14 protein-coding genes are annotated in these 12631 nt (G+C 60.4%); 7 read left to right on the top strand and 7 right to left on the bottom strand.

What is annotated here, in order from left to right; all coding sequences use genetic code 11:
- Positions 1-125: 125 nt before the first annotated feature.
- The 5 genes from AC1U7K_RS08710 to AC1U7K_RS08730 form a co-directional block, all read right to left on the bottom strand.
- Positions 126-749, bottom strand: coding sequence for a PEP-CTERM sorting domain-containing protein (locus tag AC1U7K_RS08710; RefSeq protein WP_480250734.1), 624 nt, complete (start codon positions 747-749; stop codon positions 126-128).
- Positions 750-1146: 397 nt separating this feature from the next.
- Positions 1147-1779, bottom strand: coding sequence for a hypothetical protein (locus AC1U7K_RS08715; protein WP_480250736.1), 633 nt, complete (start codon positions 1777-1779; stop codon positions 1147-1149).
- Positions 1780-1816: 37 nt separating this feature from the next.
- Positions 1817-2305 (bottom strand): universal stress protein, encoded by a 489-nt coding sequence (locus AC1U7K_RS08720; RefSeq protein WP_480250737.1) that lies wholly within the window; start codon positions 2303-2305, stop codon positions 1817-1819.
- 445 nt (positions 2306-2750) lie between these two features.
- Positions 2751-3560 (bottom strand): CBS domain-containing protein, encoded by an 810-nt coding sequence (locus tag AC1U7K_RS08725; protein WP_480250738.1) that lies wholly within the window; start codon positions 3558-3560, stop codon positions 2751-2753.
- A gap of 11 nt (positions 3561-3571) precedes the next feature.
- The gene (locus tag AC1U7K_RS08730) at positions 3572-3931 is read right to left on the bottom strand and encodes a hypothetical protein (RefSeq protein ID WP_480250740.1); all 360 of its coding nucleotides are present in this window, start codon (positions 3929-3931) and stop codon (positions 3572-3574) included.
- A gap of 417 nt (positions 3932-4348) precedes the next feature.
- Here AC1U7K_RS08730 and AC1U7K_RS08735 point away from each other — a divergent pair, with 417 nt between their 5' ends.
- From AC1U7K_RS08735 to AC1U7K_RS08765, 7 genes are all read left to right on the top strand, one after another.
- A complete protein-coding gene (locus AC1U7K_RS08735) occupies positions 4349-5362 on the top strand; it encodes a hypothetical protein (RefSeq protein ID WP_480250741.1) in 1014 nt (337 codons plus the stop codon).
- Positions 5359-5820 (top strand): hypothetical protein, encoded by a 462-nt coding sequence (locus AC1U7K_RS08740; RefSeq protein WP_480250742.1) that lies wholly within the window; start codon positions 5359-5361, stop codon positions 5818-5820. The genes AC1U7K_RS08735 and AC1U7K_RS08740 overlap by 4 nt, the downstream gene beginning before the upstream one ends.
- Before the next feature lie 108 nt (positions 5821-5928).
- Positions 5929-6849, top strand: coding sequence for a hypothetical protein (locus AC1U7K_RS08745; RefSeq protein ID WP_480250743.1), 921 nt, complete (start codon positions 5929-5931; stop codon positions 6847-6849).
- Positions 6850-6883: 34 nt separating this feature from the next.
- Positions 6884-7900, top strand: coding sequence for an alcohol dehydrogenase (locus AC1U7K_RS08750; protein WP_480250744.1), 1017 nt, complete (start codon positions 6884-6886; stop codon positions 7898-7900).
- 40 nt (positions 7901-7940) lie between these two features.
- Positions 7941-8204 (top strand): NAD-dependent epimerase/dehydratase family protein, encoded by a 264-nt coding sequence (locus AC1U7K_RS08755; RefSeq protein ID WP_480250745.1) that lies wholly within the window; start codon positions 7941-7943, stop codon positions 8202-8204.
- A gap of 737 nt (positions 8205-8941) precedes the next feature.
- Entirely contained in the window at positions 8942-9406 is a 465-nt protein-coding gene (locus AC1U7K_RS08760) for a hypothetical protein (protein WP_480250746.1), read from the top strand.
- Between the two features lie 229 nt (positions 9407-9635).
- Complete coding sequence (locus tag AC1U7K_RS08765) at positions 9636-10931, top strand: DEAD/DEAH box helicase (RefSeq protein WP_480250747.1); 1296 nt, start codon at positions 9636-9638, stop codon at positions 10929-10931.
- Positions 10932-11012: 81 nt separating this feature from the next.
- Here the strand turns inward: AC1U7K_RS08765 and AC1U7K_RS08770 are convergent, their stop codons facing one another.
- The gene (locus AC1U7K_RS08770) at positions 11013-11387 is read right to left on the bottom strand and encodes a hypothetical protein (protein ID WP_480250748.1); all 375 of its coding nucleotides are present in this window, start codon (positions 11385-11387) and stop codon (positions 11013-11015) included.
- Positions 11388-11816: 429 nt separating this feature from the next.
- Positions 11817-12584 (bottom strand): PEP-CTERM sorting domain-containing protein, encoded by a 768-nt coding sequence (locus AC1U7K_RS08775; RefSeq protein ID WP_480250749.1) that lies wholly within the window; start codon positions 12582-12584, stop codon positions 11817-11819.
- Between the last annotated feature and the right edge of the window lie 47 nt (positions 12585-12631).

The raw sequence follows: 12631 nt of genomic DNA on the forward strand, positions 1-12631 counted from the left end.
CTGGCCAGCGTGGCTCGATTTTGTCAGCGCACTTCAGAGACAGGACACTAGGCGGTAGTAACAAAAAAGGCGGCGGTCGTCCTTGCCGACCGCCGCCCCAGTGTCGAAACGATTCCGTCGTCGTCTTATTTCGTGCGCAACTTTCTCCAGGCTGCCAGACCCGCCAAGCCGGACCCCAAGAGCAGCCACGTGCTCGGCTCGGGAACGGCAGGAGTGTCGCTCAGTGGAAGGCTAATCTGAAGGACGGCCGGACCCCCGCAGCACTCTCCATACACCAACTGAAAGGGGAAATTCCCCGTTGGGCCGGTATACGTCAGGGTCGTTGTCGTGGGCGAAGTGGGCCCCGGGCTAAACCCAAGGTTCACGCCACCGATGATCAGCGTCAGTCCATCATCATGGGTCACGGTAAACGTCTGGCCGTTCGTCACGGAGACGAAGCCGGTGAAATTGAGCAGAGTCCCATAGGTGCCGTTGTCCATGAGCGAGGCCAGCGTGCCGGGCGTATTCTCCACGATGCTGAACGCGGCACTGCTCGCAAGCCAGGCCCCGACCGTCGTGCTGGTTCCGTTAAAGTTGAATGGCGAATTGACTGAGAAGGTCACGTCCGGCGTTGTCCCCGGCACGTTCGCCGGGATAGCGTTCTGTGAGATCGCCTCAGGCACGTGCCACAAGCTCCCGCTGATGGTGTTCGCGTGTGCTGTGCCTCCCATAAGCAACAGCGCAAAGGCCAATGCAACTACCTGCCTCATTACGTGTCTCCTTTCGATCAAGACGTTGATGTACAGAAACAATGGCTTTGTTCGTGCCTTAAACCAGCAGATTCAATGCCAGTTAAAATATCTAGATAGTATCGGTAGTTGGCCTTCTGATCGCCTGGCCAATTTGTAAAGATAGCCGACACCTTGGGAAAGGAGGATGATGGGACATCAAAAGAGTTGAAACACCATGGAGAAATAGGTCTTTACATCCTCGTCGAGTGTTAAAGAAATTGACACCTGCTTAGTAGCCTGGGCTCAGACCAGCCTTTTGCTTGCATCTGCAGTCAACGTGAAACGATCGGGCGAGAAAGAAGATCAATCCGGAGGGCGATCGGTCCGCGGGAGAGCTGCCTTTTGGGGGCGCGTGGAGCAGGCCTGCTCCCTAGAATTACACTAAATTGTTCGCTCTCGTGCGCAGCTCGTCTTCGAGCATGGCACCGTGCGCTTCTCGAAGTAGATAGGGCAGGAGGACGATAATAAAGACCCGGCCATACGCCGGAGGACCTGAGATCGAAAACACTTCATTGGCTAGCGTATCAGACACATCTTCCCACAGTGCCAGGTCGAACGGTTTGATGACCGGCAGCATGTCGTGTAGGAAAGCCCGCGCCTCGATGGAAAGCGGCTGGAGCCAGCCTTCACGTTTCCCGACCTCACAGTAGAGACGCTTGAAAAGCATGTCGTGGTCACCGTCAGGTGCCAGCCCCAGCTCGAGGCACAGTTCTTGGAGCGTTTCGTGGCTGTACTCGGTCAGATAAAACAGTGTTTGCCGATGAAGACTTTCGGCAGGCAGGGTGATGCGGTGCCGGTTGTGACGAATACGCGCAACCTTCTCCTCGATGCTGCCCGTGAAGGGCAACCCGAGATCTCCGAGCCATTCGGACAGTTCTTTGGAAACGAGGAAGTTCAGGTAAGAGCTCAACACGATGTCCCGAATCTCTGCCCGCCGGCGGTCGCTCCCGGATGGCGCCGGTACCCGAGGTGCGGCTTCGTTTCCGACTGCGGAGTGGAGACGGTCCAACGTATCACTCAATGAAGCGGCCCTCTTCGATCCCTCGTTAATTCACGATCCATACCGTCACCCCTTTGGCCTCATGCAAGAGTTGGTCGGTGACGTCGCCGCCCAGTATCCGTTTGAGCCCCGATGTGCTATGCCGGCTCACCACGATCGTCCCATAGCCGCCGCTGCGCGCTTCATCGATGATGTTCTGGACCACGTCCTCTTCGTGGCCGAACTTCAATGTGACCCGGTCAAGCGGAAAGCCGACCTTCCCGAGCGTTTCCAGCGCCTGAAGCAGGATTGGATATTCAACCGCGGTCTCAGCCCGGATCCACTCTTCCTGTTCGGCTCGCAACTGCCTGCCCAAGGTCTCTTCGACCTTTGGATTCTCCGACCCCCCATGCTCCAGCAGTTCGCGGGGGAGCGGTTTAAGCACATGGAACAACGTCACTTGTACGTCGCGGGCTTCACGCAGCAGTGAGCCGACGTATTTCACGGCTCGCTGTGAATGCTCGGACCCGTCAACCGCGACCAAAATCCGTGTCACAAGCTCCTCGGGAGATGGTGAGAGAACTCGCCATCCAAAGGGCGACTGCAAGGATCGAGCACGGGCTACCGAGAAGGTACCCCGTGCTCCACGTGCTGAGAATCTTTGGTTGTTCAGCCCGATCGTGCGGTGTGCGGCACCCGGTTATGGGAGTACCGGCATTCCCACTTCGTGAACCTCGAACGCACCCCTCATTTTTGCCGATGGCGTGCAGCCTTGCTGCTGAGGGTGACCAACGAGGCTATTGAACGGGAACCCACCCGCCGGCGAGCGGGCCATTGTGACGTGGTGGAGTCAGGTCATGCATCCGGACCTCCTCCTGTGATGGCTCAGAAGAGGAAGCAACGACGAATCGCCTCTGCTCTTCATGAACCGATGACGATCAGTGTTCTCACCCTAGTCCCGCTAGAGCATCCCTGTCAATCTGGTGCTTTTCTGGACTCCATCACATGGCCGAGCGATCGTCTGTTGCCGTTAGCCCGGCGAGCAGACGAAGCGTCGGGATCGTCTCAGAGTAATAGCGAACGACGTCGGAGACCGAGAGAATGCCGATGACCATCTCGTCTTTCGTGACGCCCAAATGACGAATCGCGTGGTCCTTCATGAGCCCGATCGCGGTCGTGATCGGCTCGCTGCCCTCGATCGTCATGACCGGTTTGGTCATGCATCGATTCACGGTCGTCGACGAAGGGTCCCAGCCTTGCGCCACCGCTTTGCGGGATAAATCGGTATCCGTGATGATGCCGACGTAGTGCGATCCGTTCGCGACGAGCAGCGACCCAACTTTCCAGCTCTTCAGCAGCGTCGCCGCTTCCTTGAGGGTCGCATCGAGCGCGACATGGCGAAGGTCGGTCGACATGTAGTCGGCGACGCGTGGCTGACGACGGCCTTTGAACGCCTGCAGCGCTTCGAGTTCCGAGATACAGCTGTCGAGGACCCGTTTGCGCTGCTGCAGGCTTTCCCGTTCCACATCGTGCGCCCCGTACTCCTGGGCCTCTTCGGGAAGATTCACCAAGCTCGCGGCTTCAGCGAGCTTGGCGTATTGATAGGCCTCCAATAATTCCGATGTCTCTCCAAAGACGTCGCTGATCAGCTCTTCCGTGCCCAGATCGAAGTCACTCAGCGACGCGGCCGCCCCTGCGCTTCGCCTGGACAGAAACGACTGGAGCGAGGCGAGCTGCTGTCGAAATCGTTCGATGTCCCGTTCAAGAAACAGCCCACGAGCCAGTCGGCTCTTGATCTTGGCCTGCATCATGATCCTCCCCGCTAACTCTCCATCATTTCGAGCCTAGCATCAAACTCATGGCCGCACGCCAGGCAGCGAATACAATCGCGTTCGACGGTCACCTCCTCCGTCCGGACCCCCATGCCGCCACAGTCGGGACAGCGCGCGAGGTGCGGTTGGTGGTCATGCAGCGTCTCATACCGTGACCCGCGCAAGCAGTAGACGGCCTCGCCATTGAGTTCCCACGGCCGACCCGCCTTGTCGATCTCGGGCAACACCAGGTAATGACGCCGGGCATAGTCCGCCTGTGCTTCGCGTGTCGGGAGCCCCGCCTGGATCAACTTCCCGGTCCGCGCATCGTACAGTGCATCTCCCTTCACAACCGCCTTCGTTGGTCCCATGTGTCCCTCCTGATCAACCAGTGAACAAACCGTACCGTTTTCAAATGATGAAAATTCCGTGCCCCGCGTGATTCACGGCTATTGTCGAACTCGCTTGGAGTGAGCGGCTTCTCATTCGTCGGAAACGATCGAAAGACAAGACACATTGGTGATGACGCGACAGCGATGCGTTCGGCGAGAGAGGTAGTGATGCTGTCTTGTCTCGACGAAGCACCGCTGACATGGTGGAATTCAGCAATCGAATGGTGGTCTTGAGCCAAGGAGATGCGGGTTGCTGAGAGAGCGGGCTTCATGCAAGCCCCGCACCATGCAAGTCAGATTACCTGACAGGAGAGGAATGCTTGCCACGGCCTCCTGCTACGCATTTGTGTTCAGCCGCGTCGAATGATATGAATAGCAAGAAGCTGGAGGCGTTCGATGCCACAGCGCGGGTCCGCTCCCTGTTCCTCCCTCCCTGTTCGTGCCATCCGTGCGTTGGCGTTCTGCTTCATGCTCACGTTCATCACGTCTCTTCCTGTCGCTCGCGCGACGCCGCAGCTCGTGACTGCGGATGGCGAGTACCGCATGGGCGATCGCGATACCAAGGAAGAGGCGATGCGACTCGCGGTGGAGGCGGCCAAACGACACGCGCTCGAGCAGGTCGCGACGTATGTCGAAAGCGTGACGGTGGCGCATGGACTCGACCTGACGCGCGATGAGATTCGGTCCTATACGGCCGGCGTGGTCGTCGTGACGCAGCAATCCGTCACCACCCGGCTGGAAGGCGAGGCGATCGTGTTTCATGCCGAGATCACGGCGCAGCTCGATCCCGATGAGGTCATGCAGGCCGCGCACGCCTTGCGGCAGAACGATGAGGCGCGGCAACAGGTGACCTTGCTGCAAGCGGAGGTGGAGCAGTTGCAGCAGCAGTTGGGGGAGGCGAACCAGAAGCTCGCGGCCGCGACGACTCCGGAACAGGCGCACTTCGCGAGCCTCGAACGAGAGGAACTCTTAAATCGCGTGCAGTCTGACGAGATGCTCACCCGCGCGTGGACGAGCGTCGCATATGGGCCGGCGGTACCGTGGCCGTACGTGCAGGGGTTGTGGGGGCAGGCGTGGATGCTCTACCCCGCGAACCCGCATCTCGTCGTGCTGCAACGGGTGCTGCCCGTCGCGGCGCCGGCCGCCACCGCCCCGCGCGCCGTTGCCTCTGCCCCCGCGCCGAGCTTCATGAGGGCTTCACCGGCTCCGCCGCCCCGTGTTGTGCCGACCCCGCCGCTCTCCACCTTCCGCGGCCCACACCGTCTCCCGACGCCGCATGGATCGGCGCCAGGGCCACCGTCCGTATCGCGGCAGCCCTATGTGCCTCACACCGTCGTCCCTCACCACAGCGCCCCCCGCATGGCGCCCCGCGGATTCAGTGGAGGCGGACGCGGCGGAGGTCGACGATGAACATGCGATGGCGAACGACGGTGACGCTTGTCTCGTTGTTCCTCGTCTGCATTGTCATCGATGCTTTTGTTGCCGCTGCGGGCGTCGACTCCTCCGACGACCACTACATCATTGGGGTCGGCCGAGGCGATCTCTCCAAAGGATCGATCGTGTGTCAGCGTGTGGCGGAGCTCGCCGCGCGTGCCGATGTGGCAAAGCAGATCCGCGTCTCGATCACGGAGCGGATGGTCGATCGGCTGCGCGAGCGAAGCGGCAAGCCCGCCGAACAAGACATCGAGCTGATCCAAGAAGAAGAGGTCCGCGAAGTCCTGCGCGATGTGCGCATCATCGAGCATGTCGTCGACACGTCAGCAGGGATCTGCACCGCTCGCGCCGCGTTGCGCCGAATCTCCACGAACGAGCTTCCGCCGGATAGCTCGTCGCAACCAAACGAGCACCCGCTGGAATCCAAGAAATAGAATTCGGCTTCTGACACAGCCCTGCCGTCGTCCCGACTTGTTCTTCGGGGCAGACCTCCATATATGGAAGACGATCGTTGAGGAGCTTTGAGAAGCCAAGGAGGACGTGTGTCGCGATTCTCGCTCGTGTTGCTCGTTGCGATGGCCGGATGTTCGCAAGCCGTGACGATTCCACCGGCGGGGCAAGATACGGCGCCGAACATCACGATCAATGCGTTTGTCGTGCAGCAACCGCAGGGCTACAGCGGTGATGTCGAGCCGGGCAAAGAGAATGTCGGAATGACGACATCGGTCAGCGTCACGGAAGGCGCGAAGGTTCAGTTCAGCGGCAGCGCGAAGAATCCCGGCGGTGCGCAGCAGTTCACCATCACGGTCAAGCAGGCGGGAGAAACGCTGTATATGGCGACCACAACGGCCGCTCCCGACGCAAGTGGTCAAGTACCGAATCTTCTGAGCATCGTCGGCACGGATGGCGCTGGAGGGTCGGGGGGGCAGCCGATGGTCGTCACGCTCAGCACGCCCGTGATTCTGACGGCCTCGGCAACGAATTTTCATGCGATGAGCCAAACGATCACGGTGACGTACAACCCGGCGGCCACCAATGTGGTGGTCGGCGGCGGGGGAACCGGTGGGCAGCCGCCGCCTCCGACAACCGGTCAGCTCTTCCTCACCGCGAATCATGACCTCGGCCCGTTCCAAACGACGACGGCCCCGCCAGGCTTTTGCCAAGCCACGTTGACATGGACGCTGATGCCGATCACATTGACGGGGACGACGGGTACCGCCACTCCGTACAGCAATACGGTGACCGCCGATCCCGCTATTACCTGGCTGCACGATGCCGCCTCCAATCTGTACACCGCGCGCTGTGGATACGGGCAGATGGTGGGCAACTTGCGAACCGGAACGTGGACGGCGGCGGTGACCGGCAATGGCGCGGGAGGCACCTGGCAGGCCCAGTGTCAGGCCATCGTGTCGACCGGCATGAACAACCAGATGTTCCGATGGGGACAAAGCGGCTGTCAGTGACGAGCCGTCCCCATACAGGACAGGGACGTGAAATATGGGACAGATGAAGGGTGTCCAGGTATCCAGGCCCGGTGCTGCGTTTGAGGTGGTGGCGCGAGAGGTGCCGGTGCCGGGAACAGGGGAGGTGCGGATCAAAGTTCAGGCCTGCGGCATTTGCCACAGCGATGTGTTCGTGAAAGAAGGTCAGTGGCCCGGCCTTCAGTATCCGCGGATCATGGGTCACGAGGTGGCTGGTGTGATCGACGAGATCGGGCCCGCCGTGCCGATGTGGAAAAAAGGGGATCGCGTGGGGGTGGGGTGGCACGGACGTCACTGCGGCTATTGCTCGTCCTGTCGTCGCGGCGATTTTATCACGTGCGCAAATTTGCGGATCACCGGATTCCACGATGATGGAGGCTACGCGCAGTATATGCTTGCGCGAGCGGATGCGCTCGCGAGAATTCCCGACTCGTTGGCGCCCGCGGAGGCGGCCCCGCTGCTCTGTGCCGGCATCACGACATTTAACAGCCTTCGACATAGCGGCGCACTGCCGGCGTCGGTCGTTGCAGTTCAAGGTCTTGGCGGGCTCGGCCATCTCGGCATTCAGTTCGCCAGCAAGATGGGTTACTACACGGTCGCCGTCGGTCGGGGGCAGGACAAGGAAAGCTTGACGAGGCAGCTCGGGGCGCACCGCTATCTGGATACGGCGAAGGTGAATGCGGCCGAGGAGTTGAGCAAGCTGGGCGGGGCGGCGGCGGTTCTCGCGACAGCGCCGAGTGGCCGTGCGATGTCTGATCTCATCGGCAGACTGGGAGTGAACGGCCGACTGATCGTCGTCGGGGCGTCAGCCGATCCCATCACCGTCATGCCGAGTCAGCTCATCGGCAACCGATCGGGAATCCACGGCTGGCCGTCCGGCACCGCCCGCGACTCCGAAGACACGCTCAACTTTTGCGCATTGACGGGAATCAGGCCGATGATCGAGACATTTCCGTTGGAGCAGGCGGCTGCCGGCTACGAGCGTATGTTGAGCGGGAAAGCGCGGTTTCGCGTCGTGCTCACGATGGCCTGAGGGCGGCGCGGGACGCGCGTGACGAAGCAAGGAGTGTGTCATGAGGGTTGTGGTCATCGGGGCGACAGGGACGATCGGCAAAGAAGTGGTGAAGCAGTTGTCGGGGCGCCATGAGGTCGTCCGTGTCGGGCACACGAGCGGCGACTATCAGGTCGATCTCGCATCCGTCGGGTCCATCAAGAAGCTGTTCGAAGCCATGGGACCGATCAATGCCGTCGTCTCAACCGCCGGTGCGGCGGTGTTCAAACCTTTTGATGAGTTGACCGATGCCGACTATGCGCTCGGGCTGTCGAACAAACTGTGATGGGTCAAGTCAACCTCGTCCGCACGGGGCTTCACGTCATGCGCGATGGCGGGTCGTTCACCCTCACGAGCGGCGTCTTGAGCCTATGCGGACAGCGTCGAAGGCAAGAAGACGGGAGCCGTCATCGAGCAGAAAGGATGAGCGGGGGCGATCCAGAGCCCACGCAATAAGCTCGCTTTAAAGAGAATACGTGTATTTCTGGCTGATTCGGTGTCGCATACCTAGACTTGACTTCGAACAGGCCGTGATTATCTCAACCACGCCTTGAAATGAGCGAGGTGTAGGATGAGAACTCGATACTATGCCCGCGCCCGGGCGGAATTGCGCGAGATCGCGCGGTGGTCGAGGCTGCTACAGGAAGAGGATCAGCTTTTCGAATTCTTCAGTCCAAAGCGCCGGGCCGAGGAGGCCGAGGGAGTTGGAGCCCAACCCGCAGACGCTGAGTAAGCAGATCGGTCGGCGTCCGCTTGTGGTCTAGGAGGGAAAGTCGGTCACTGTCTCCTCTTTACCCCATCATGATGGGTGGCCCATGTCCGTTACGCTGCCCTCCCTCTCTATGGCGTGAATCTCTTCATTCCGAGTCGTTACGCCTTTACCGCGATTCCTCACGAGGCCGGTCTTTCCAATTCTGATACTTAGGTGGGAGGCGGCGCGCCATAGTTGCCTGGCTCGCCTGGTCGGCCTAGAATAGCGCGGTCTGAGTGCGACCGCTCTCATTTGTAACCGAAGGAGGCAGCATGTTGTCTCGAATGCTCGTGGCTGTGGTCCTGATCAGTGCCGGTCTTGCTGTGCCGGCGGTCGAGGCCGGTGATGGACTCTTCGACCGGCTGATGGACCGTGCAACGGAGAGCGCCAAGCGCAAAGCGCAGGACCGGGTCGATCAGCACATCGATCAAACGATCGACAAGGCGATCAACAAGACCGAAGATGCCGTCAAATGTGTCGCCACTGATCAGGAGTGTATGCGGCGCGCGAAGGAACAGGGGAAGAACGTCGTTGTCGTGGATACCGCCGCCTCGGCAGACACGATGAAGTGCGTCGCGACCGATGGCGACTGCTTGAAGCGCGCGAAGGAGCTGCGCAAGAAGGTCGAGCTCGTCGACGAAGAGGAACTGGGCGATACGATGCGCTGTGCCGCAACCGATGCGGCTTGTCTGAAGCGCGCAAAGTCGATGGGGAAGAAGGTCGAACTTATCGACTGAGCGCGACATGCCTGACAATGGTCGCTTCCTAGCCCTTGACTCTCGCCCCGTTGCCCTGTATGGTGTAGCGGATCACATCGGAACGGTCCGACGATGATGATCGTGAATCAAAGCGGACCTCGCGATCGCATCGCGACCAGGTCCAGTTCGGAGCGGACTCCCTCCTGATTCTGTCTCCCCTCGGTTCTCTGATCCCGTGACAATGCGATCAAACTGAAAGGATAGTACTGTGCAGACGACTGCCATCAACGATTTTCACGCCCTTGGTTTATCCGAATCCCTGTTGCGGAATCTCACCAAGGCCGGATTTTTTCAGCCCACGTCGATTCAGGCGCAAGCCATCCCCTACGGTGCGGCGGGACGCGACGTCATCGGATGCGCGCAGACGGGGACGGGGAAGACAGCCGCCTTCGTCATCCCGATGATCGAGCGCTTGGCCCTTCTCCCCAAGGGGCACCCGCATGGCTTGATTCTCGTGCCGACGCGTGAACTCGCCATGCAGGTTCAGGAGACGATCGACAAGTTGACGTCCCAGACGCGCATGTCCGCGACGACGATTGTCGGAGGGGCCGATATGCAAGCGCAAGTGCGTGGGCTCCGGCAGCGCCCGGATATTCTCGTCGCCACACCGGGCCGGCTGCTCGATCACATGTGGAACGGGACGATCAACGTCGCCGCCATTCAGATCCTGGTGCTCGATGAAGCCGACCGCATGCTCGACATGGGGTTTGCAGCCCAGATCAACCAGATTCTGGACGCCTTGCCCGAAGAGCGACAAACATTGTTGTTCTCCGCGACAATGCCGAACGATTTGACCCGCCTCGCGCAAACCAATCTTAAGAATCCCGTCCACGTGATGGTCGCGCCGCCCGCGACGACGGCGGACGGCATTGCGCAAGGGGTGCACCATACGAACCACCACGAGAAGACCGATCTTCTGCTGTCGCTCTTAGGACAGGATCGAGAGACGGTCCTGGTCTTTACCCGCACGAAGCATCGGGCCGACCGGGTGGGCGAGGTGCTGATCAAGGCCGGGCACAAGGCTACGGTGCTTCATGGAAATCTGTCTCTCTCCCAAAGACGGCGCGCGCTGGACGGGTTCAAGCGCGGAACGTTTCGCGTCCTCGTGGCGACGGATATCGCAGCGCGTGGGATCGATGTGGCGAACATTGGGCACGTGATCAACTATGATATGCCGAATTGCGCAGAGGACTATGTGCATCGCATCGGACGAACCGGGCGCATGAAGGCCATGGGGCGCGCGACGAGTTTCGTCACGGCAGAAGACCACGGACAGCTTCACGCCATCGAAAAGTTATTGGGATCCCGTGTGCCGTTGGCCAAAGGCAGCCGGGAGCCGGTGGCCTCCCATCATCTCAACGTTCGGCGAGACGTGCGACCGAGCCATCCCTCGAGGAGATCTTCGAGATCGAGAGGGGCGGGTCCGAGGCCGGGGGCGCCTTCCGGTCATCACGCCCGTCCTCGGCACGATCATCCACACGGGGCGCCAACGTCGTCCCGGTGACTCTGAAAGTCGCGGGTATCGGCGTTTCCGTCGATGCCCGCGGCCGTCTGCTGCACGCCTGCCATTGTCACTCCGCCGTCCTTACCACGTGATTTGCACGGTGAACTGGAAGCGCTGGTCGCATCCGGTATGGAGCAGAAACCATCGCTCCGTGATCGTCGGCGGGACGCGAGAGCCGTCCAGAAGGTTCTGAAAGCGGAACACCATGTCGTCATAGCCGAGGCCGATGTTGAAGCCCGTAGCGCCCGGCATGGGACTTCGCGTGACTGTGGCGAGCTGAAGGCCGGCCGCGCCTCGGTAGCTGAACAACGACAACATGAGCGTCGGGGCGGGAAGGGCGGGATCGGACAGGATCACCGTCCAGAAGCTGTCATGTTCGCCGGTGACTCCGTCTTCGGCCGAGCCGAGGCTCAAGGCCAGGAGGAGGATGATCGCGAATCGAAAGGGGCAGGACATGAAAGCCCCGGCGATGTTGAATAATGGAAATCACCAAGGGCAATTTCATTGCCATCCTTGCTTCCCATTGAACCATCAAGACTTCGCCAGCTCCATCAGGCAGCGGTGTCAAGTTTTCCGCTAGCAGCGCTCACGACTCTCGCCCAGGAGTCCTGAGGCAAAGACTCACAAAATCAGCGGGTGGATGGATCTTGCCGCTGAAGCTGCTGTCAAATTTTCCAGCGACGACGAACGACGTAACGGCCTGTCCATTATTCTCCTACATTTGCTTCCCGGTTGCGGGAGTAGGGTGGGCTTCCCGACCAAAGGAACGATGTATCGGAGTGATGGGCCGGCTCTTTTTGCGCGGCGAGCAGATAACGGTGCGTGCGCATGGCAGAGATCACAGCGGCTGCCAATGCTACATCGGCAGCCGCTGTGATCAAGTTTCTATCGTCTGGCGCCGCGGCGCACCAAGACGCTCACACCGATGAGGCCGGATCCCAGGAGGAGCAGGGTCGCCGGTTCAGGGACCGGGGTGACCGAGGGAAAGAAATTTCCCGATCCTTCGATCTGGGCTCCCGTAATCGTGCCCCGCGTCATGCCGCTCGCGTTCGTGTTGTTGCCGTTGAAGTCGGCTTGGTTGAGTCCCAATACGAACGGCCCGGTGAAGAACCCGCCGACCTGATTGAAGTTCACGCGGACGTGAAAATCGCCCTTCGCCAGATCGGGCCCGAAGAAGTGAGCCTGGCCGTCGATCAGTCCGGCTGATTGACCGACCAATTGTCCGTTGGCGAACAACTGCATATTGAAATTCGTGAACGTCGCGTCCAGTCCCGTAGTATCCAGAGGGACGACCGTCCCGTTCCCGCTGAACGTACCGGTGAGCGTGTACCCCGGGGTCGTGTTCAGGCCGCTGTTGATGACGGGTGTCGTGAAACCGGTTTTGAAATTGCTGAACGAGGCGGTGCCGGTCTCCTGAAAATTGCACGGATTCGCGACGGTGCAGGTCGCTGCCCCACCCGTCGTCTGCTGATTGAGCGTCGCGTGATAGCTAAAGTCGATGATTTCGGCGGTAAACGACGATTGCGGCGCCGGTGGTGAGAGCGCGCCGGGATTGACTTGAAACGGCGCTCCCATGGCGACCGCTGTTGTCAACACCACACTGCCCACCACACCAAGGGTCAGAGTCCCGCGATGGTTCATCATCATGATCATGCCTTCCCTCCTTTCCATGGCGTAAGGGAAAAGCAGTGGCCATGCCA

It is taken from the genome of Nitrospira sp. Vd2, assembly GCF_979581665.1.

What these genes read in the sequence shown, in the direction of transcription:
- AC1U7K_RS08760 (WP_480250746.1), top strand. Translation starts at nt 8,942, where the DNA reads ATGTTGTCTCGAATGCTCGTGGCTGTGGTCCTGATCAGTGCCGGTCTT.
- AC1U7K_RS08770 (WP_480250748.1), bottom strand. Translation starts at nt 11,387, where the DNA reads ATGTCCTGCCCCTTTCGATTCGCGATCATCCTCCTCCTGGCCTTGAGC.
- AC1U7K_RS08710 (WP_480250734.1), bottom strand. Translation starts at nt 749, where the DNA reads ATGAGGCAGGTAGTTGCATTGGCCTTTGCGCTGTTGCTTATGGGAGGC.
- AC1U7K_RS08725 (WP_480250738.1), bottom strand. Translation starts at nt 3,560, where the DNA reads ATGATGCAGGCCAAGATCAAGAGCCGACTGGCTCGTGGGCTGTTTCTT.
- AC1U7K_RS08730 (WP_480250740.1), bottom strand. Translation starts at nt 3,931, where the DNA reads ATGGGACCAACGAAGGCGGTTGTGAAGGGAGATGCACTGTACGATGCG.
- AC1U7K_RS08735 (WP_480250741.1), top strand. Translation starts at nt 4,349, where the DNA reads ATGCCACAGCGCGGGTCCGCTCCCTGTTCCTCCCTCCCTGTTCGTGCC.
- AC1U7K_RS08775 (WP_480250749.1), bottom strand. Translation starts at nt 12,584, where the DNA reads ATGATCATGATGATGAACCATCGCGGGACTCTGACCCTTGGTGTGGTG.
- AC1U7K_RS08755 (WP_480250745.1), top strand. Translation starts at nt 7,941, where the DNA reads ATGAGGGTTGTGGTCATCGGGGCGACAGGGACGATCGGCAAAGAAGTG.
- AC1U7K_RS08750 (WP_480250744.1), top strand. Translation starts at nt 6,884, where the DNA reads ATGGGACAGATGAAGGGTGTCCAGGTATCCAGGCCCGGTGCTGCGTTT.
- AC1U7K_RS08740 (WP_480250742.1), top strand. Translation starts at nt 5,359, where the DNA reads ATGAACATGCGATGGCGAACGACGGTGACGCTTGTCTCGTTGTTCCTC.